The sequence below is a fragment of the Rouxiella chamberiensis genome (assembly GCF_026967475.1).
Lineage (GTDB): Bacteria > Pseudomonadota > Gammaproteobacteria > Enterobacterales > Enterobacteriaceae > Rouxiella > Rouxiella chamberiensis.
On the sequence record NZ_CP114058.1, the window covers coordinates 3,208,455 to 3,228,621 of the forward strand.

16 protein-coding genes, 4 tRNA genes and 2 pseudogenes are annotated in these 20,167 nt (G+C 52.5%); 10 read left to right on the forward strand and 12 right to left on the reverse strand.

Translation table 11 applies throughout. The features are described from left to right. Positions 1-32 precede the first annotated feature (32 nt). Together rimI and O1V66_RS14830 are read right to left on the reverse strand one after the other, a co-directional pair. Positions 33-476 (reverse strand): ribosomal protein S18-alanine N-acetyltransferase, encoded by a 444-nt coding sequence (gene rimI / locus O1V66_RS14825; RefSeq protein WP_045048411.1) that lies wholly within the window; start codon positions 474-476, stop codon positions 33-35. Then, positions 421-858 carry a DNA polymerase III subunit psi gene (locus O1V66_RS14830; protein ID WP_045048410.1) on the reverse strand — a complete coding sequence of 146 codons (438 nt, stop codon included), beginning with the start codon at positions 856-858 and terminating at the stop codon, positions 421-423. The genes rimI and O1V66_RS14830 overlap by 56 nt, the downstream gene beginning before the upstream one ends. A gap of 111 nt (positions 859-969) precedes the next feature. On the opposite strand from O1V66_RS14830, the gene rsmC reads away from it, so the two are divergent. Continuing rightward, positions 970-2,016 carry a 16S rRNA (guanine(1207)-N(2))-methyltransferase RsmC gene (gene rsmC / locus O1V66_RS14835; RefSeq protein ID WP_045048409.1) on the forward strand — a complete coding sequence of 349 codons (1,047 nt, stop codon included), beginning with the start codon at positions 970-972 and terminating at the stop codon, positions 2,014-2,016. Positions 2,017-2,128: 112 nt separating this feature from the next. On the opposite strand, the gene O1V66_RS14840 is transcribed toward rsmC, so the two are convergent. Continuing rightward, on the reverse strand, positions 2,129-3,121 hold the full coding sequence (locus tag O1V66_RS14840) for an aldo/keto reductase (RefSeq protein WP_045048408.1): 993 nt from the start codon (positions 3,119-3,121) through the stop codon (positions 2,129-2,131). Positions 3,122-3,238: 117 nt separating this feature from the next. Here O1V66_RS14840 and O1V66_RS14845 point away from each other — a divergent pair, with 117 nt between their 5' ends. The 4 genes from O1V66_RS14845 (at position 3,239) to O1V66_RS14860 (ending at position 4,695) form a co-directional block, all read left to right on the forward strand. Further along, positions 3,239-4,132: a LysR family transcriptional regulator gene (locus tag O1V66_RS14845; protein WP_045048407.1), complete on the forward strand. Its 894-nt coding sequence runs from the start codon at positions 3,239-3,241 to the stop codon at positions 4,130-4,132. A 202-nt stretch (positions 4,133-4,334) separates the two neighbouring features. Then, positions 4,335-4,421 (forward strand) — tRNA-Leu (locus O1V66_RS14850). A gap of 37 nt (positions 4,422-4,458) precedes the next feature. Further along, positions 4,459-4,545: transfer RNA gene (locus tag O1V66_RS14855), tRNA-Leu, on the forward strand. Positions 4,546-4,608: 63 nt separating this feature from the next. Next, a tRNA-Leu gene (locus O1V66_RS14860) sits at positions 4,609-4,695 on the forward strand. 120 nt (positions 4,696-4,815) lie between these two features. Here O1V66_RS14860 and O1V66_RS14865 read toward each other — a convergent pair. Next, entirely contained in the window at positions 4,816-5,100 is a 285-nt protein-coding gene (locus O1V66_RS14865) for a DUF1435 family protein (RefSeq protein WP_045048406.1), read from the reverse strand. Between the two features lie 399 nt (positions 5,101-5,499). On the opposite strand from O1V66_RS14865, the gene O1V66_RS14870 reads away from it, so the two are divergent. Then, the gene (locus tag O1V66_RS14870; RefSeq protein ID WP_045048405.1) at positions 5,500-6,135 is read left to right on the forward strand and encodes a carbonic anhydrase; all 636 of its coding nucleotides are present in this window, start codon (positions 5,500-5,502) and stop codon (positions 6,133-6,135) included. Positions 6,136-6,233: 98 nt separating this feature from the next. Here O1V66_RS14870 and O1V66_RS14875 read toward each other — a convergent pair whose 3' ends face one another. Beyond that, the gene (locus tag O1V66_RS14875) at positions 6,234-7,910 is read right to left on the reverse strand and encodes a dihydroxyacetone kinase subunit DhaK (protein ID WP_045048404.1); all 1,677 of its coding nucleotides are present in this window, start codon (positions 7,908-7,910) and stop codon (positions 6,234-6,236) included. 525 nt (positions 7,911-8,435) lie between these two features. Between O1V66_RS14875 and O1V66_RS14880 the strand changes: the two genes are divergently transcribed. Beyond that, positions 8,436-9,353 (forward strand): helix-turn-helix domain-containing protein, encoded by a 918-nt coding sequence (locus O1V66_RS14880; protein WP_206540503.1) that lies wholly within the window; start codon positions 8,436-8,438, stop codon positions 9,351-9,353. 27 nt (positions 9,354-9,380) lie between these two features. Here the strand turns inward: O1V66_RS14880 and O1V66_RS14885 are convergent, their stop codons facing one another. The 3 genes from O1V66_RS14885 to ovoA all read right to left on the reverse strand — a co-directional run bounded on the left by O1V66_RS14885 (position 9,381) and on the right by ovoA (position 13,175). Further along, positions 9,381-9,854 carry a hypothetical protein gene (locus O1V66_RS14885; protein ID WP_045048402.1) on the reverse strand — a complete coding sequence of 158 codons (474 nt, stop codon included), beginning with the start codon at positions 9,852-9,854 and terminating at the stop codon, positions 9,381-9,383. Further along, a complete protein-coding gene (locus tag O1V66_RS14890) occupies positions 9,824-10,387 on the reverse strand; it encodes a hypothetical protein (RefSeq protein WP_269127873.1) in 564 nt (187 codons plus the stop codon). Before O1V66_RS14890 ends, O1V66_RS14885 begins: the two co-directional genes overlap by 31 nt. A gap of 646 nt (positions 10,388-11,033) precedes the next feature. Then, entirely contained in the window at positions 11,034-13,175 is a 2,142-nt protein-coding gene (gene ovoA / locus O1V66_RS14895; protein WP_045048401.1) for a 5-histidylcysteine sulfoxide synthase, read from the reverse strand. A 164-nt stretch (positions 13,176-13,339) separates the two neighbouring features. Between ovoA and O1V66_RS14900 the strand changes: the two genes are divergently transcribed. Further along, positions 13,340-14,119: an HNH endonuclease gene (locus O1V66_RS14900; RefSeq protein ID WP_045048400.1), complete on the forward strand. Its 780-nt coding sequence runs from the start codon at positions 13,340-13,342 to the stop codon at positions 14,117-14,119. A gap of 184 nt (positions 14,120-14,303) precedes the next feature. Here the strand turns inward: O1V66_RS14900 and O1V66_RS14905 are convergent. Both O1V66_RS14905 and O1V66_RS14910 read right to left on the reverse strand, forming a co-directional pair. After that, a pseudogene (locus O1V66_RS14905) lies at positions 14,304-14,443 on the reverse strand (Arm DNA-binding domain-containing protein); the annotation flags it as partial. 137 nt (positions 14,444-14,580) lie between these two features. Continuing rightward, positions 14,581-14,665: transfer RNA gene (locus O1V66_RS14910), tRNA-Leu, on the reverse strand. A gap of 287 nt (positions 14,666-14,952) precedes the next feature. On the opposite strand from O1V66_RS14910, the gene ampH reads away from it, so the two are divergent. After that, complete coding sequence (gene ampH, locus O1V66_RS14915; RefSeq protein WP_045048399.1) at positions 14,953-16,101, forward strand: D-alanyl-D-alanine-carboxypeptidase/endopeptidase AmpH; 1,149 nt, start codon at positions 14,953-14,955, stop codon at positions 16,099-16,101. Between the two features lie 73 nt (positions 16,102-16,174). On the opposite strand, the gene lptG is transcribed toward ampH, so the two are convergent. Further along, positions 16,175-17,245 carry an LPS export ABC transporter permease LptG gene (lptG, locus tag O1V66_RS14920; RefSeq protein ID WP_045048398.1) on the reverse strand — a complete coding sequence of 357 codons (1,071 nt, stop codon included), beginning with the start codon at positions 17,243-17,245 and terminating at the stop codon, positions 16,175-16,177. Next, positions 17,245-18,339 (reverse strand): LPS export ABC transporter permease LptF, encoded by a 1,095-nt coding sequence (gene lptF, locus O1V66_RS14925; RefSeq protein WP_045048397.1) that lies wholly within the window; start codon positions 18,337-18,339, stop codon positions 17,245-17,247. Before lptF ends, lptG begins: the two co-directional genes overlap by 1 nt. 277 nt (positions 18,340-18,616) lie before the next feature. Here lptF and pepA point away from each other — a divergent pair. Continuing rightward, positions 18,617-20,129, forward strand: a pseudogene (gene pepA, locus O1V66_RS14930) (leucyl aminopeptidase). The last annotated feature ends 38 nt before the right edge of the window (positions 20,130-20,167 follow it).

Sequence of the window (20,167 nt, forward strand, 5' to 3'; positions counted from 1 at the left end):
GACAGTAAAAAGCGGGCTGCAAGCCCGCTTTTTTAGCCTAACGGCAAGGCCATGATGATGGCGTCTTCACGCCCCGACGCCGCCGGATAGTAATTGCGACGAATCGAGACTTCGTTGAAGCCCATGCTCTCATACAGTGAAATCGCGCCACGATTCGACGCCCTCACCTCAAGCCACAGCGTAAATACATCGCGCGTTTCGAGCTGCGCCAGCACGGCCTCCAGCAGTACGCGCCCGAGTCCCTGCCGCTGAAACGCAGGATCGATGGCAATATTGAACAGGGTCGCTTCGTCGAGCACGGTTTGCACAATCGCAAAACCGACCATCTTGCCCTGCTGTTCCAGCTTTAAATTGAGATAACGTTCGCCCTGATTGCTGGCAAAGGTTTTTTCACTCCAGGGAAAGGCGTGACTGGCTTGTTCAATCTCGAACGCGCGATTCAGATCCGCGGGGGTCAGGGTAGAAATGTTGTTCATTTTCACAAATCTGCTGCCAGAGCGCGCGTTTGGCTCCAGCGTCTTGAGAAAGCTCGGCCAGCGCCGGGCTAGATAACTGCGCGCCCGCGACCGTCAAAGGTTCGCCGATGCCCAGTCGCCAGGTGTTGCAGTGCGTGTCTTCCGGCAGCATCGCCACCTGATCCTTTTGCAGGCGATAAACCTGCGAATCGTGCAGATTCAGACTGCGGATCACGTCTTTTACCAGTAAATCCCCTTCCGGCGGCAGCACGTCGGCAACAATCAACAGCTTTGTCTGGTCCGGCAGACTGACGGCGACTTCGCCTTGTAAAACGGTGGGGCGACGCAGCGTCCACTGGGTAATGCCCAGTTGCTGTAACAGCCAGTCTCGTCTTGATGCCATGCTTTTTCCTGCCCGTTGGCGATGCTTATAGCGCGCTATGCTAGCAAACACATCGAACCTGCGCCAATAAACCTCTATAATGCCGCCCATATTCCTGAGGAGCCTTATCTGATGTCAGCATTAACCCCGGCCAGTGAAGTCATACTGCGCCACAGCGATGATTTTATCGGCCGCCGCGTACTGTTCGCAGGCGATCTACAAGATGACCTGCCAGCCGATTTCGATGCCGAAAACGTGCGAGTTCATACCAATCAATATCACCACTGGCAGATGCTCAGCGCCTCGTTGAAAGACGACGTGCAGTTTGGTCTGGTGGCGGATGCCGAGTTTATCGCGCAAAGCGATATGCTGATTTACTACTGGCCGAAGAGCAAACAGGAAGCAAAATTCCAGCTGTTTAACCTGCTTTCCATGCTGCCGGTCGGCATTGACGTCTTCGTGGTCGGTGAAAACCGCAGCGGCGTACGTAGCGCCGAAGAGATCCTTGCCGAGTTCTGTCAGTTGGATAAAGTCGACAGCGCACGCCGCTGCGGTCTTTATCATGGCCGCCTCGAGAAGCAGCCCGAGTTTGACGCCGATGCGTGGTGGCAAACGTATATGGTCGAAGAAGTGACGATTAAAACCCTGCCGGGCGTGTTCAGCCGTGAAGGTCTGGACAGCGGAAGTCTGTTGCTTATCAACAGCTTCGAGGAGCCAATCAAAGGCAAGGTACTGGATATCGCCTCCGGTTCCGGCGTGCTGGCCTCCGTGCTCGCCACCTATTCGCCGAAAATGAAAGTCACCCTGAGTGATGTCGGTGCCGCCGCACTGGCCGCCAGCCGCGCGACGCTTGAGGCCAACGGTCTTGAGGGCGAAGTGATTGCCAGTAATGTCTATTCCGACATTAAAGGCCGTTTCGACATGATTATTTCGAACCCGCCGTTCCACGAAGGTCTGCAAACCAGCCTGCACGCTTCAGAGCAGCTGATTCGCGGTGCCGTTAACCACTTGAATATCGGCGGAAAACTGCGCATCGTCGCCAACGCCTTCCTGCCTTATGCCGCGCTGCTGGACGCCACCTTCGGCAACCATGAAGTGCTGGCGCAGAACGGCCGTTTCAAAGTGTACGAAGCCACCCGTGGCCGTCCACCGCGCGACGACAAAAAGAAAAAGCGTTAATCATTCAGCGTTAAACGCGTAAAGATTTCACGCTTCGGATAGGCGGTCACCCGGCAGCCGCGAGAACCCGCTTCGGTAAGCCTGGACCGCCAACGCCTGTACTGTCTGGGATTTAGCGGTCTATGAGCTGCATGACAGCAGGCGTATATCTTCCGCCTGCGGCAGCATTTAATGGAAAGGCCGCTTCAATCGCCGCGAGTTCGGCTTCATTCAGGATGACATCAAGCGCGGCGATGTTCTCTTCCAGATAAGTACGACGTTTCGTTCCAGGTATTGGCACAATGTTTTCACCCTGTGCCAATACCCACGCCAATGCCAGTTGAGAAGGCTTCACCCCTTTTCCGCTGGAGATTTCCACCACTTTGTCGGCCAAATGCAGGTTTTTGACAAAGTTTTCACCCTGAAAACGCGGATTCCCCTTTCTGAAATCGTTTTCGGCAAAATCATCCGGAGAACGAATCGCGCCCGTCAAAAATCCACGTCCCAATGGGCTGTAAGGCACAAAGGCAACGCCGAGGCGCGCACAGGCAGGCAGAATGCTCGCCTCTACTTCGCGGCTCCACAATGAATATTCACTCTGTAATGCGCTGATTGGGTGGACTTTATGCGCCCTTTCCAGCGTTGCCGCCGAGATTTCGCTCATGCCGATATAGCGAATCTTGCCTTCACGCACCAGATCACTCAGTGCGCCGACGCTCTCTTCAATCGGCACGTTCGGGTCGGCGCGGTGCTGATAATAGAGGTCGATGACGTCGGTTTTAAGCCGTTGTAAACTGCCTTCCACCGATTGCCGAATGTAGTCGGGATGTCCATTGCTGCCGCGCGCGCCGGGATCCGCCGCATCGCGGACAATGCCGAACTTGGTCGCCAGAAAGACCTTGTCACGACGCCCCTGCAAAGCGCGGCCCAGCAGCGCTTCGTTGGTGTGCGGGCCGTAGACGTCGGCGGTATCCAGCAGGGTTATGCCGCGTTCTATGGCGAGATCCAGCGTGGCCAGCGACTCTTTTTCATCCATACCTTGAGTGTAAAATTCGCTCATTCCCATGCAACCCAATCCTAACGCAGAGACCCAAGGCCCGTTTTTACCCAGTTGACGCTGTTTCATGTGCTTTTCCTTTTCATCTTTCATACGATTGAAAACAGTGTGGTTGTTGGCTGAAAAAAGATAAATACGCCAATTTATGCAACACTGTTCAGAAATCACCAACAATCGGGAAACGATATGGACCAGATTCAGGCCATGCGGATTTTCATCCGTATCAGAGAATTGGAAAGTTTCAGCCGCGCGGCGGAGGATCTCGACCTGCCTCGCGCAACGGTCAGCACCACGCTGAAACATCTCGAGCAGCGCCTTGGCGTGCGGCTGTTTTTGCGCACCACGCGACAGGTGAAGATTACCGAAGAAGGCGAGCTTTACTACCAGCGCTGCGTCCAGTTGCTCTCGGCTTTTGAAGAAACGGAAAATCTTTTCGCCCATCAGAAAGCCCAGCCCGCGGGCAATGTGCGCATCGATATGCCGCATTCGATGGCGCGCGAGATTGTGCTGCCCGCCCTGCCGGAATTTACCGCGCGTTATCCGCACCTCAATCTGACCGTCAGTGCCAACGACAACGCCGTCGACCTGCTGCATCAGGGCGTAGACTGCGTCATCCGCGCCTGGCCTACGGAAAACGAAAATTTGCAGTCGCGGCCTATCGCCATGCTGGCGCAAACCACCTGCGCCTCTCCAGATTATCTGGCACGCCATGGGCACCCTGACACTCTTGAGGATCTCGACACGCATCGGGCTGTGGCCTATTTCTTTGCCCATCAACGGCCGGAATCACAGCTGGAGTTTATGCTGGGTAAAACGATTCATCGCGTGCCGATGGCAAGCTCGCTGACCGTTAGCGGAGCAGATGCCTACATTGCGGCCGCCAAGGCGGGCTATGGGCTGATTCAAACTTCAAGACAGGTCGTCGGCCTTGAACTTGCGCGCGGCGAGTTGGTGGAAGTCTTGCCCCATCTCATGCCGCCGCCCATGCCGCTGTACATTATGTATCCACCCGGCCGTTTTCTTGCGCCGCGTGTCAGGGTCTTGCTGGACTGGTTGATTGAATTATTTGCAAAACTTTGACGGCTTTCAAAACGCCTATAAAACCAACGACAAGCGGGATCGGTGGCCAATAAAATGACGATTTGTGACTGAAATGCCGTTTTTTCCAACAATCGCCGCCAAACGATGAAATAAGTATTGACGCCCTCGTGAAAATCTCTAGAATTCGGCCCCGTGGTTGTCTTAGTCGTATAGACGAGTTTTATGCGCTAGGAAAAGGTTTGCGAAGGTGGCGGAATTGGTAGACGCGCTAGCTTCAGGTGTTAGTGTTCTTACGGACGTGAGGGTTCAAGTCCCTCTCTTCGCACCAACAATCACAGGCAGTCGGTAGTACAACGCAGAACGTTGCGAAGGTGGCGGAATTGGTAGACGCGCTAGCTTCAGGTGTTAGTGTTCTTACGGACGTGAGGGTTCAAGTCCCTCTCTTCGCACCACTGTGATTGTATGGCTTGCGCCAATAAAGTAGATGTAAACCGCAGTAAAAAGTAATCATTTGTGCGAAGGTGGCGGAATTGGTAGACGCGCTAGCTTCAGGTGTTAGTGTTCTTACGGACGTGAGGGTTCAAGTCCCTCTCTTCGCACCAGATGACTCTTTCAGAACTCTCCTTTCTGTAGTATCTCCCTGATTTATCTCTGTCTTACCCACGCAATCTCTGCGACATCAATGCATTTTCAAACAATATTTGTCCGTTGTCTCTTTCCTGTTACATCAGATTGAAGTTCACCGATATCGCCGCCAGTCCGCCTGCCAGAGCGACAAAAGAAGGTAGCAGCATGTAATGCCTCAGCTTATTGTTGAGCAGCATGACCAGCGTAGCCAGCATCGCGAAGATGACCAGAGCTTTCAGTTGGCCGAGCGACATATTCGCCATTGCCAGCAGAGGCAATAACGCGCAGGGCAACAGCACACCCCATCCGCTTGAAAGACGCTTTCCGAAACACCAACTCACACCCCACAATCCGCATGCGGTAACAATGGCTGCAATCATGCTGCTGTCTCCCAATAACTGATAATGATAACCAGTAGCATATAGCAATTTTTCTCATTGCGCACGAATTTACCGTGCAATTTCTGCCCGTTTCTAGCCGGTTTTTGCAAAGAACTGTAATTTTCTCCGCAAGAAAATAAGGGGGATTAGGAGCCAAAACGGATTAGGAGAGGCGCGTGATAACTGGCGTTAACTTGATTTAGATCAAAATTTGAATCCTTAAAATGCGACTCCGATCGCTGTTTTCCTTATTTTCTTTCTTTGGCGAGGTTGGCTACTCTGTTAGGAAATGTATCTACAAGCTTCAAGCCGTAAACATGAAGGCATATTTTACGACGTTTATTGCCACCGGAGCATCGGCATTGGCCGATAATCCCCTGACAGAGAGAGAAGCACATTATGACCATCCTCAAACCCCTTCTTGAGCGTAATAAAAGCTGGGCAGACACGCAGTGTCAGTGTGATCCGCATTATTTCGAGAATACCTCGCAACCCCAGCAGCCGCATTCGCTGTGGATTGGGTGTTCGGACAGCCGCGTACCCGCCGAAGTGCTGACCGGATCGCATCCTGGCGAATTGTTCGTGCATCGCAATATCGCCAACATGGTGGTCGAAGATGACGATAACCTGCAAAGCGTGCTGCAATACGCGCTCGAATATTTGAATGTTTCTGCCATTATCCTGTGCGGCCACTATGGCTGCGGCGGCGTACAGGCCGCAAGCGCACTGCCCGACATGCCGCTGGCTGCACAGGATAACGCCCTTTCCCGACGTATCCGACTGCTTCGGCAGGCGTTGAGCGAGAGCTTGAGTCAATCGTCCTCAACCCCCGTGGACGAAACTGCGCGCCAGAAACAGCTGGTCGAAGCCAACGTATTAACGCAGTTTGCCAATCTGGTGGTCGCCGAACCCGTGCTACAGCGCTGGAAAGAGGGCCATCAACTCGACGTATTTGGCTGTGTGTATGACCTGCACACCGGTCATTTGAAAGAGTTGATGCACCAGAGCGCCCCTGAGTACGCGCTGGAAACCTGAATGCAGACCCGATAATCAAATCCGGTTGATGTGCCCATAAAAAGCCCCTTTCTCGAAAGGGGCTTTTCTGTTTAAACGGCGAAACTTTTAATGAGAAGCTATTTTTTAACGGGCGGATTGTGCTCGAGGAGCGCCGCGAACACTTTTTCAACCGCGACTGCACCCGGATCTTTCACGCCTTTCAAGCTGTCGCTATTAAGGTAGGAAGAGCGTCCGGCGTTGGCTTTTTTCATGCCGGCCGTGTCTTTAGCGCCTTTTGCCGCAGCTTTGGCGGCACCTTTGAAATCATCGGCTTTTTTATCCAGCGCTTCCAGCGCGGGCTGGAGCGCGTCTATCAGTGTTCGGTCGCCGAGATCTGCGCCGCCGTAATGTTTCATACGGTCGAGTCCGAACAGCAACGATTGCGCCAGATTGCCGCCTTCACTGACTTTCTGCCCCGCCGCCGTGAAGAAGATAGACATCAATACCCCGCTCGAGCCTCCCATAACCGTTGCCAAACGATCGCCCACCACGGCAAAGAGTGCGGACAAGTCATCTTGCGGCAATTTTTTGTCCTGGTTTTGCACCAGCAGATCTTTGGCCCCCGAGGCGAAAGTGGAACCGGTATCGCCATCGCCGACTTTGGCATCCAGTTTGTTCAATTCGCTCTCAAGTGAAACCAGCGTTTCGGCAATGGTATTGATAATCTGGCTCACGGCTTCGTTTCTGGAAGCCTTGACCTTAACTTTTTGAGAAATCTTTTTGGCTTTCTGAACCGGCAGTTTCTCGAGTTTTACCAAAGGATGCCAACCGGCTGCCTCGACATCGGCAAGCAGCGCCTCTTCAATCCCCTTTTCAAGCACGATAGTGGAAAGGGAGAATCCTTTCATGTCCAGCGCACTGACCAGCGCCGCAGGGCCAATCAGATAACGTATGGCGCCCGCCAACTCGGAATGCACCACCTCTTTGGTAATCTGATTCATCTCAAGCGGCGAAACGCCCCCGAGATTGTTTATCAGCACCGCCACTTTAGCTTTGCTCTTTAAACGCTTTTGCAATGCCTCGACCAGCGCCTTGACGATTTTCTGCGAGTTATGGGTTTTCAGTGTCGAAATACCGGGTTCGCCGTGAATGCCAAGCCCAAGCTCGACGTGTCCGGCTGCGATTCGGTCATTGTCCGCTTCATCATCGTCTCCGCCCGGCAGATTACAGCCGTGCATGGCAACGCCGATACTGGCGGTGGCGTCGATAGCCTTCTGGGCAATCTGCACGACCTCCTCAAGAGATTTCCCCTGCTCTGCCGCATAGCCCGCCACCTTGTGCACCAGCGCCGTGCCCGCAATGCCGCGCGGCTGCTTGTTGTCAGGCAGGGCAATGTCGTCGGACACCATCACGAGATCAACCTTGTACCCCAGATTCTTGGCTTTCTCGGCGGCCAGACCAAAGTTGAGACGATCGCCCGTGTAATTTTTGACAATCAGCAGACAGCCAGCTTCGCCGGTAACCGCCACAATGGCATTGAGCACCGCATCCACGCTTGGGGAAGCGAAAACGTCGCCGCACACCGCTGCGGTAAGCATGCCTTTGCCGATGAAGCCCACGTGCGCCGGTTCATGTCCCGAACCGCCGCCGGATATCAGCGCGACCTGACTTTTATCCCAGTCATTTCTAACCACAACACGGATAGCAGAATCCACCGCCAGTTTGGACAGGTTCTTAAAAGGAGAGGTTAAAATAGCCCCCTCAATCACATCATCAATCAGCGTACTACGGTCGTTCATGAAAAAGTTGGACATACCAGGTGAACTCCTTGTTGTTGTGATTAAAAGAAAACTTCTCCAAGCATAGTGAAAGATTGACCTGCCCGTGCGGTTAATATCTTTTATGATAATAAATCATAATAGAGATGCATTGCATTTTTAAGAAAAGATTATCGACATTTACTGAAAGCATTAAGAATAATGACTTATTAATAATCGTCATCAGCCAATAGAATAAATGAAACACGAATACTGAAAGTCATTCGTTCGCTTTTATTTAAAGAGAAATTGTGATGCAGATCGGCTAAATACCGCTGGAATAAACCCTACCTCAACGAAACAAATACATACCGTGAACAGATAGGTTAACTAATATTGACGAAAATAGGGAATACACTTTATCATCGCTAATGAAACATTGCCTGCCCTCATTTTTAATAACATCGTTCACTTTTCAGAATAATAAAAAATTATTAAACAAGTCACTCATACTGGATGATTTGAGCCAATCAGAGCGCCCAAATGAAAAAAATCGGCTGTTTTATATCTACCGGATTTAACATGCTCACGCTTGCGAGATTATCGGCCGCTGTGGATTTGGCAAATTCACTTTTTCCTAAAATAAAACCCTATCAACTCAACCTGCTCTCTGCGGAAGGCGGTGCACTCTACAGTGCCTGTACCTTGCCCGTAAACACGCAACGAGCTACAGCAGAGCTATTCTCGACCCTCAACAGTTTATTGATTATGGAAAAAGGGCCTGCGGGACAGTCTTCTTTTCATTTCGATAACCTTTCCCTTTCTTCCACCTCGACCTCCCACAACGTGAATGCCCTCGGGAAACAGAAACACGCTTTTCAGACCTTGCTGGCTGGATTTGAGCCTGATAATGCCCAGGCAGGCGCGGGTGTCTGCTATCACCTGGCCATGTTTGCCACACTCTTGCCGAAAGTGAGTTTCGATAAAGAGTCAGCGTTATTGCTGGCGGATAAGCTCTGGACCGCCGGTGGCGTCTGGGCGGGAATCGATCTTGTCCTCACTCTTGTTGAAGAGGAGTCGGGCGTAGCGGCGGCGATGCAGCTCATCAATACGCTTGAGGGCGTGTTCAATAAATATGAGAACAACAGCCAACTGGCGGTGTTACAGAACTTTTCCAGTGATGGAAACAGCGATCGTATCAATGCCAGCCTGCGTTTCATTCGCGACAATCTGCGCAATAAAGTCACCATTACCCATTTGGCCGAACGGGCCAACCTCAGCCCGCGACAGTTTAGCCGCCTGTTCAAGGAAGAGACGGGAACTTCACCCGCCAAAGCCGTGGCGCAGATTCGGGCCGAAGTGGCGCGTCAGCATGTTTTACAGGACCGGCTGTCGATAGACAAAATCGCCTCGCTCTGTGGCTTCTCCGGAACAAAAAGCCTACGCCGCGCTTTTTTGAAATTCTATGGTGAAACGCCCTGGCACCTTCGTCAAAAATAAGGCGTTCCCCCAGCCTGCGCGCACAGGTTAATGCTCTTTGCAGGTCGCGACCCAATTGTTGTTAATCATCACCAGATATTCACCGCGTTTGATTTTCTGAAAATGAAACGTCAGGCTTTCGTTATTGCGGGCAAAGAAGTTGTCGGGGTCGTGGACTTCATCGGAAGGAGCAACCCGTGTTGCCTTGACGTCGGCCATGACGACGTCAGAGCGCCTGTTGACGTGTTCCAGCAGCAGGCTGCGTGTCAGCTTTTTCATCCCTTCCGCCGTGTTGTAGACACCAAATAGCGTGATGACATTGTTCTTTAACCACAGTGTGATAGATCCATTGAACTGATACTGCCGATATTGGTCGTTTATGAATTCACCATGGGAAATTTCCATCGTGCAGGGTGCATCGGGAACCGATTCATCAAAAATGAGGCGGGTCGCGACAAAATAGCCCACCAGCGTCAGTGCGCCAACGGCAATCAGTACTGTGAAAAATGTTCGTAAGTGCACGGGGCATTGTCCTTATAAATACTCTTTTCGCAGTAAGCCACCCACACTTTGGGGCCGTTCGACGCGATATAGGCTTCTCTGGTTACAGGCTGCACCTGCCGTTCAATCCGTTGCCATAGCGCTTGCGAGACCTTGGTCGCCGGCGCAACGTGGTAACTCACCTCCCCGACTGCCTTAAACGGAATAAAATAGTCACGCGTATCATGCGTGCGTAGGCCCCAGAGAATCGTCAGTGAAAATATCAGCCAGATAGCCGAGGAGGACCAGAGAGAGAGCCTGTGACCTGCAGGTCGACACTCGACCACCGGCGTTTTTTCCGCTGATACGATCCCCGGCGCTTGCTGAAAATCTTCAGACATCTTCAGAGATTTATCACAATACTCAGTGCCATTTTCAGACTCGTCATCCGCCTGCGTCTGATAAACCACGCCATATCTCGGAATGGTTTTGAGGCAGGAAGAAGGCATGCCCGCCGCGACAAATTTACGCCGGATCATTTTAACCAGCTGGTGATAACTCGATTCACTGACCACGATTCCCTGTTCGTGCCAGATCTCGTCAATGATGGTTTCCTTGCGCCCTCGTTTTGAGAGAATGATTTCAAGAATTTTTTCTCGTTGGGCGTGAGGTGAATATCTCCGGCGGGACTCTCCAGACAGGATAATGCCGAATTATAATAAACCCCCTCGCGCAAAGGCATTTTACTGGTTCCCATAAACATCCTTATTCCATTGGTTATCACAGGAGCATTTACTTTTTGATTACCCGAATCGATTAATTCATTTACACGGTGACGTACAAATCGCAATTGCATAATCGCTCTGGAACATAACATATCCCTCACACGTCCACTATGCATTATCATTATATTCTCACGATTTACTCACATTGAATTCGCCTGAATAAAACCTGATTTTTAAATCAATTTAATCAGTTGCTCAGAGCACAATGAATAATATTTAATTAATAAAAAATTATTATTAATCGGGTATTAAGAGTGGGTGTTCAGACGATAAAGATCATCAAGAGTTTGAGTAGAGTTGCCTAGCCTGAGAAAAACCTGAAGAGAACCTGATATAAACCTGATATAAACCTGAGAATTAGATGCTAAAAAGCCGACTCAAGAGATATCGAGTCGGCTTGTTCACTGACCTAAATCAGCTCATGGGCACCAGCGTATTACTTCTTGCGCCATACGGTTAACTGCGCGACCGTATGTTGGTGTTTTCTCGCTGTTTCACGGATAACAAACGGGATATCGACAGGGGCCTGCACCTCTTCGAAATCGGCCGCCAGCAACCGTTGTAGCGCCTGATAGCTGGTCAGCGCCTCGCCATTTTCACGCACGCCGCCTATCCAGTTCTCTTTCGGCGTGAACTCTTCAAGCCAGGTATAAGGTGACGACAGCATCAGGATCCCGCCGCGCGCGATTCTTGGCGTGATATCGCGCAGGAACCGACGAGGATCGCGCAGCCTGTCAATCAGGTTGGAGGCCAGCACCAGATCATAGGACTCGGTCTGAGGTTTCAGGTTACAGGCATCGCCCTGCATAAACTGCACGCGAGACGCCTGCTCGGCAGAGATGCCGATATCCGCCAGACTGGCCTGACAATATTGCATCAGCTCGCCCTCTTCCGGCATCAGATAACGGCGTTCTTCACCACGCACCAACGACAGCGCGACGTCGATAAAGCGCGCCGAGTAATCCATTCCCGTAACCTTGTCGAACGTACGCGCCAACTCGAAGCTCGCCCGACCCGTTGCGCAGCCGATATCCAGCGCAGAACCGCGTTTTGTTACCACCTGCTCGGCGATATCTACCAGCGCGCGACCATAGTTCGGCACATTGAAATAGCTCGGGCCGTACTGGAAATCAAGATACTGCGACACCAGCGTATCCGTTTCATAAGGATTAACGGTGACCTTTTCCTGATGCGTCGACAGCACATAGCGGAATCCCGCATGCTGGAAGAAATGACGACGAAACGCGTAACGCGCCGATTTCAGCGCCTCGTTTCCGGTCGAGATCCAGCTGCCGCCCTTGATAATCGCGTGCTTGCCATCAAAGGTCGGCGTAGAGAAATCGTCATACATTGGGTGGATTTTGAAACCGTCAAAACCGCTTATCGGCGTCGTGGTCCACTGCCAGACATTGCCGACGATGTCGTAAAAATCGCCCTGCGCAAAACGGTCCACAGGACAACTCGAGGCCCAGTACGCCAGATTGATATTGCCCGGAGCCTGTTCCCAGCTAGTTTGATCGCCTTCAACTTGCTCGCGCAACACATACCATTCCGCTTCGGTCGGCAATTGAATGGATTTGCCCGTGTCATCCGCCTTCCAGCGGCAGAATGCAGCCGCTTCCAGCTGATTGACCTCGGCGGGCCAATCCCATGGCATCATTACTTCTTCTGCCAGCAGACGCAATTTCAGTGCGGCAGGTTCATTAATCGAACCAACCCAGAAAGTAGGCATCTCCGCTTTCGAAAATTTGAGCCAGCCCTCACCTTCTTCATCCCACCACCGGGAATTCTGATAGCCACCCGCCTGAACAAATTCATAAAATTCGGCGTTGCTGACCAGCATTTTGCTGGCCTTGAAAGCGCTGACTTTGGTTTCGAAACGGCCGTACTCATTGTCCCAACCGTAGGTTTCATCCGTTTTACCCAATGTAATGGACGTTTCAGGCAGAGCGACCAGCGTGTTCTCGGGTGCTGCGGTGCGATCGGTGCGGGCTTTCTGACAGACCGGCCAATGCGCCTGAGGTGCGACCCATTCGATAGGCAACTGGCGCATTAATACGCTCGACGTTTCCAAATGAATGCGCTCGTGTTCAATACCCATCATGACAATCCATGCCGGGCTTTCCCAATCCAGCGGCAACTCGATGGGCATGGTGTTAATCAGCTGCGTTACGCGCTGGCGCACCTTGCCGCGGTAATCGCGCAACTCGGCCACTGACGGCCACTCGTAATGGCTGTTATCCAGGTCATCCCAGCTCATCTCATCAACGCCGATTGCCAGCGTTGCCTCAATGTTCGGGTCGATGCGCTCGTGGATAAGCCCTGCGGCCATCAGCTTGTTGATATAGAACGTCGCCGTATGTCCGAAATAGAAAATCAGCGGGTGTCTGAGCGAAATGGCCTTGGTAAAATAGGCGCGCTCATCTGCCAGCACGTCAAACAGGCTCTCATACAGTTCCCAGGTCTGGTTAAAATATCCAAGAATTTCATCGCGTTTTTTCTCAACGTCATTACCGCTCAACAGTAAGGTCTTCGTTGGAGCGGGTAACCCTCCGCTAATCGCTTTGCTGCTCGCCATCTTTATTCCTTATCTTTGTTTTGGAAACAGAACAGGAATAAGTGTAGCAGGTGCAGAAACGGCATCACTTTGAGGGCATGGAAGAAGTGTAAGAAAGGAATAGCGCACGACTACCCTTGCCTGGCATAGTTAATGTAATCAATTAGCTAAGTGAGTAAATAGAAATGGCAGCAGGGAAGCGTTGGACACGGGAAGAGTTATTGATAGCGATGAAGCTCTATAGCCAGATTCCCTTTGGTCGATTACATTCCCGCAATCCAGACATTATCCTTTACGCCAATCTGTTGGGCCGCACGCCCTCTTCACTTGCCATGAAGCTCGTTAATCTGGCGAGTCTCGACCCTTATATTCTTGATTCAGGAAGAAAAGGATTGGATGGTGCCTCCAATGCAGACCGCGCAGTGTGGCAGGAGATGAATCAGGATTGCGAAAAGTTTGAAGTCGATTGCGCCCAGGCGATGCAAGCATTGTCCCCCCAACCTACAAATTATGTACTCGAAGACAGTGATATCATTGATTTCACTGGAAAAGACAGATTGACCCTCGTTAAGGCCAGAGTGGGACAACAACTTTTTAGAAAGCGCGTTCTAACGGCCTATGATTTTCGATGCTGCGTAACGGGGTTGGAAGAGACGTCTCTACTGGTTGCCAGCCATATTCTGCCGTGGAAAGAGAGTGAACAGCACCGGCTCAACCCCAGCAATGGTTTATGTCTCTCAAACCTTCACGACCGGGCATTCGATCAGGGGCTTATTACTTTCAACGAGCATCTGGAACTCGTGCTGTCGCCTAAAATCAAAAGACTCAAAAGCGCGATCAGTCAGGAGAATTTCCATAAATATGAAGGGAACAAGATTCGTTCACCGAAAAACTTCTTTCCTGATCCCAGTCAGTTGGCTTTCCATAGAGAAAAAATTTTCGACAAGAAAAGCGAGATTGCCTAAGACGTTTAAATATTCAATGTGTGCAGACACAGTCTGGCTAATGGATGAAGGCTAATCGAATAACCGAAAAACCCCAAAAAGGCCACCCTTTGAGGTGATCTGATTACCGAAATTTGCACTTAAGAATGACGTTCTCTTGCTGGTTCCGGCCGTTTTATTTTAGCGCGGCGTTAATCAGCTGCACGTTCTCAGGTCGCCGGTACTTCATGCGCCAGTATTTGGATCCCTTGACTGAGATCTCAAGATAAAAATCGCCAACATCATTAATTTTATGGGTTTTTTCTTTGGGTTTTGCAGGTTGACTTGGCGGGCATTGAGCTTTATCTGGGACACGTTTTCTTATCGAAGTGAAGATGCCTCCAATCTATGTCGCCCCGAGTAACCGGATGGCAACGGATGTGCTCGGACGAATTGAGAGCAAAAAAAAGCCACCTCTTAAGGTGACTTGATTTTCATACTAATGGTGCCGAAGGCCGGAATCGAACCGGCACGCCTCGCGGCGGTTGATTTTGAATCAACTGCGTCTACCGATTTCGCCACTTCGGCACTGCAAGTAGTATGCGGAAAACGGGTGCATTATACCTCTACCGCGACCCTACGCAATACTTATCCCTCGGTTCTTATTCCAAGTGCTGAAAAAACAGTCACACCGCGCTTTTGAGATTGATTTTCAGGCAAAAAATCGAGGTTTACCCACAATTATTTGCCGATTGCGCGTTATGCCCCTTCAACGCGGAGTAAGACTGTAAATTTTTCAGTGAAGCGATGAATTCCTCATGCGGTTCTGCGCGTATCCCATTAAGATAAATTAACTCTCCCTTTTACCCTTTTATATGGAAATGCGTTTGTTGAAAAAATTCTCTCTCTCGCTGCTGGCGTTGGCGTTTGCCACTCTGCCGGCGCTGAGTCAGGCGCAGTCACAACGTCTGGCTTCCCAGGTGGTCGATGACCATGCAGAACACATCTATTACGGCAGCGGCGCCATGGGTATGGCCATGGTTGTCGTTGATAATAATCAGCAGGTTTTCCGCAGTTTTGGAGAAACCAAACCGGGGTCGGGGTTGCGTCCACGTGAGGATTCGCTAATCCGCATCGCGTCGCTGACCAAGCTGATGACCAGTGAAGTGCTGGTCAAGCTGTCGGAACAGGGTACGGTGAAAGTCACGGATCCGCTGCGCAAATACGCACCGGGCAATGCCTTTGTGCCGTATTACAGCCCAACGTCACCGATTACCCTGCTTAGTCTGGCCACGCACACCAGCGGTCTTCCGCGCGAGCAGCCGGGCGGTGTGGCGCATCGTCCGGTGTTTACCTGGCCGAATCGCGTCGAGCGCTGGAGCTGGTTGCAGTCGGCGAGCATGAAAACGCCGCCGGGTGCCAACGCGGCGTATTCGAATCTGGGCTTCGACCTGCTGGCCGACGGGCTGGCCGATGCCGCGCACAAACCTTACACCCAGCTGTTCCGTGAATTGATCACGCAGCCCAACGGGATGGTGAACACTACCTACACTCCTACAGCGGCGCAGTGCGCGCGTCTGATGGAAGGTCTGCGCCCAAGCCCGTGTCTGAATACCACGGCGGCAATCGGCAGCGGTGGCGTGTATTCCACGCCGGAAGACATGGGCCGCTGGATGAAACAGTTCATTCCGTCTCTGAACGGTCAGCAAAGTCAGACGGCGGCGTTGGCGCAGAAGATGATTTATCGCCGTACCGATCTGGTTTCGCTTAAAGGCATGGATGTGCCGGGGCAGGCCTACGAGCTGGGAATGGGCTGGGTAACGATGGCACCGACGCCGCTGTTGCCGCGCATCATTCAGAAAACAGGCGGCGGCGGCGGTTTCATCACTTACATGGCGATGGTGCCGCAGCGTGGTGTCGGGGTGTTTATCGTGGTCACGCGTTCAGAGTTGAGCAAGTTCAAGAACATGAGCGATGGCGTCAATGCGCTGGTCGCAGATTTGGTTCGCAACAACGAAATCTGACGAGAGCAGGCCTTGCTCCCGGAAAATAAAAAAGCAGCTCGAGTGAGCTGCTTTTTTTATCTTTACTGCCTGACTAACTGCGTTTGAGAAGAAGATACACGCTGATAAACAGGAACAGGGCGCTCGGTAATATCGCGCCCAATAACGGCGGAATATTGTACACCAGGCTGAGCGGGCCGAAGATCTGGTCGAGGACGTAGAACAGGAATCCAAAGCAGATACCGGTCACCACGCGAACTCCCATCGGCACGCTGCGCAGCGGTCCGAAGATAAACGACAGCGCCATCAGCATCATCACGGCGACCGAGAGCGGCGCGAAAATCTTGCGCCACATGTTCAGCTGGTAGCGCTTGGCTTCCTGACCGCTCTGCTTGAGGTATTTGACGTAGTTGTACAGGCCGCTAATCGACAGCGCATCGGGGTCAAGTGCGACCACGCCGAGCTTGTCGGGCGTCAGATTGGTTTTCCATTCTCCGTTCAGCGTTTGCGAACCGCTAATGGTGGTCGGACTGCCAAGCACGGACTCGTCAACCTGCGAAAGCTGCCAGCTACCGTTGTCATACTGCGCAGAGGTCGCGTAACGCACGGACAACAGCTTATGGTTGTCATCGAAATGGTAGATATTCACGCCGGTAATCTGGTTATCGCCGGTCACGTGCTCGATAAAGATAAAGTCGTTGCCGTCTTTGGCCCACAGACCGCTCTGGGTGGAAACCAGCGAGCCGCCAAACATCTGCTCGGCACGATAGTTACGCGCCATCTGTTCGCCCTGCGGAGAGACCCACTCGCCAATCGCCATCGTCAGCAACACCAACGGGATCGCGGTTTTCATCACCGAAGTCGCCACCTGCAAACGCGTGAAGCCGGAAGCCTGCATGACCACCAGCTCACTGCGCGTCGCAAGCGCCCCCAGCCCCAGCAGCGCACCCAGTAGCGCCGCCATCGGGAAGAAAATCTCGATGTCTTTCGGCACGGAAAGCAGGGTATACAACCCGGCATCCAGAGCGGAATAGCTGCCCTGCCCGACTTTACGCAGCTGATCGACAAACTTGATGATGCCGGAGAGCGACACCAGCATGAACAGCGTCATCATGATGGTGTTGAAAATCGTGCGTCCGATATAACGGTCCAAAACTCCAAACATCAGGCCGCTCCTCTCAAACGGGCGCGAATTCTGCGCATAGGCAGGGTATCCCACAGGTTGAGCAATACGGCGATCGCCAGATACACCAGATTGGTGACCCACATCCAGATCATCGGATCAAGCTTCCCTTTCTCGGCATTCGATTTCAACGAGCTTTGCAGCAGGAAGAAGATGAGATACAGGAAGATAGCGGGCAGCATGCTCAGCACACGCCCCTGACGCGGGTTGACGACAGAAAGCGGTACGACCATCAGCGCCATGATAAACACGGACACTACCAGCGTCAGACGCCAGTTCAGTTCGGCGCGCGCCTCGACGGTCGGCGACTGCACCAGCTGCGTCATGCTCATCTGCTCGGCATCGCTGCTGTCGATTTCAACGGCGCGACGACCGATAACGGCCAGATAGTCGGTGAAGTTGGTGATACGGAAGTCGCGCAGCAGCGCAGTTCCTTCATAGCGGGTGCCGGTATCCAGCGTGACCTGCTGGGCGCCGTCGGGACGCTGGTCCATGTGACCGTGTTCGGCCACAACGACTGAAGGTCGCTGATTATTGTTGGGTCTAAGCTGCGCCAGGAAGACGTTACTGAACTCTTTTCCGCGCACGCTGCCTACAAACAGCACCGAACTGCCGTCGGAAGACGGGGTAAACTTCCCGGCCGCCATCGCCGCCGCGCTTGGATTGGCACGCGCCTCGGCCATCACTTCATCCTGATGTTTCGAGGACCACGGACCGGCCCAAAACGCATTAATACCTGCGAAAATAGAGGTAAGCAGCGCCAGAAGCATGGCAGCAACGATTAGTGACCTTTTTCCAAGTCCGCAGGCGTGCATAACAGTGATTTCACTGTCAGTATAGAGCTTGCCGAGCGTCATCAGCAGTCCCAGGAAAAGGCTGAGTGGCAGGATGAGTTGAGCCATCTCGGGTATGCCTAACCCAAGCAGCCGAATGACTAAGTTTGTCGGGATATCGCCATCGACTGCCGCACCCAGTATCCTGACCAGCTTCTGACAGAAGAAGATGAGTAGCAGAATAAACAGGATCGCAATTTGGCTCTTGAAGGTTTCCCTAACCAGATATCTAATGATGATCACGCTGAATACGCCTGTGAAAACTTGTCTTTTTGCAGGAAAATCGATAATTTCATCGCTAATCCGTCATTTTTTCTCATCATATGGCAACCTTCACAGCTAAAATAGTATTACACCACTGTAAATTTGGGTGACCTATAGGAAGATGCTTATAGGCGCCAAAAATAAAATTTATCGCCGTTCAGGTTAACACAGGTCATTACATCAATGACGGGAGAGTGTAACGGATGCCCCATTCTATCCGTACCCCCGCCTTTGTCTTTAAGATTCAGGAGAGTGCATGGAGTTCAGTGTAAAAAGCGGCAGCCCGGAAAAACAGCGCAGTGCCTGTATTGTAGTCGGCGTATTTGAACCTCGCCGCCTATCTCCTATGGCTGAACAGCTCGACAAGATCAGCAACGGGTATATCAGCGCCCTGCTCCGCCGCGGCGAACTGGAAGGAAAAGTGGGCCAGACCCTGTTCCTGCACCATGTTCCAAACATTCTGTCCGAGCGTATTCTGCTGGTAGGCTGTGGTAAGGAACGTGAACTCGACGAGCGCCAATACAAGCAGGTTATCCAGAGAACCATCAACGCCCTGAACGAAACCGGTTCTATGGAAGCCGTTTGCTTCCTCACCGAGCTTCACGTCAAGGGCCGCAATACCTACTGGAAAGTGCGTCAGGCCGTCGAAACCTCGAAAGAGTCGCTTTATACGTTCGACCAGCTGAAAACCAACAAGGTCGAGCCGCGTCGTCCGCTGCGTAAAATGGTCTTCAACGTGCCGACTCGCCGCGAACTCAACAGCGGTGATCGCGCAATTGCCCACGGTCTGGCTATCTCCTACGGCGTGAAAGCGGCGAAAGATTTAGGCAATATGCCGCCAAACATCTGTAATGCGGCCTATCTGGCCTCACAGGCGCGCCAGCTGGCGGATGCCTTCAGCACCAATATCACGACTCGCGTCATCGGCGAACCAGCAGATGAAAGAGCTGGGCATGAATGCCTATCTGGCGGTCGGTCAGGGTTCGCAGAACGAATCGCTGATGTCGGTGATGGAATATAAAGGCAATCCCAACGCCGACGCCAGGCCGATTGTACTGGTCGGTAAAGGTCTGACCTTCGACTCCGGCGGCATCTCCATCAAGCCTGCGGCCGACATGGATGAAATGAAGTATGACATGTGTGGCGCCGCGACCGTGTACGGCGTGATGCGCGTTGTGGCCGAGCTCAAGTTGCCGCTGAACGTCGTGGGCGTTCTGGCCGGATGCGAAAACATGCCGGGCAGCCGCGCATTCCGTCCGGGCGACATTCTGACCACCATGTCCGGCAAAACCGTCGAAGTGCTGAATACCGATGCCGAAGGCCGTCTGGTGCTGTGCGATGCGCTAACCTACGTCGAGCGTTTCGACCCGGAACTGGTTATCGACGTCGCCACCCTGACCGGTGCCTGCGTGATTGCGCTGGGTCATCACATCACCGGCCTGCTGTCGAATCACAACCCGCTGGCGCACGAGCTTATCACTGCATCCGAACAATCCGGCGACCGCGCATGGCGTCTGCCAATGGGTGACGAATACGACGAGCAGCTGCAATCCAACTTTGCAGACATGGCAAACATCGGCGGTCGTCCGGGCGGTGCTATCACCGCGGGCGTATTCCTGTCACACTTTGCCGAGAAGTATAACTGGGCTCACCTGGACATCGCCGGTACCGCGTGGCGTTCGGGTAAAAACAAGGGAGCTACGGGACGTCCCGTTTCTCTGCTGTCCCAGTTCCTGTTAAACCGTGCAGGTCTTAACGGCGACGATTAATCGCCCGCGGCTGCAAACCCGCTTTCCGAAACGCTACG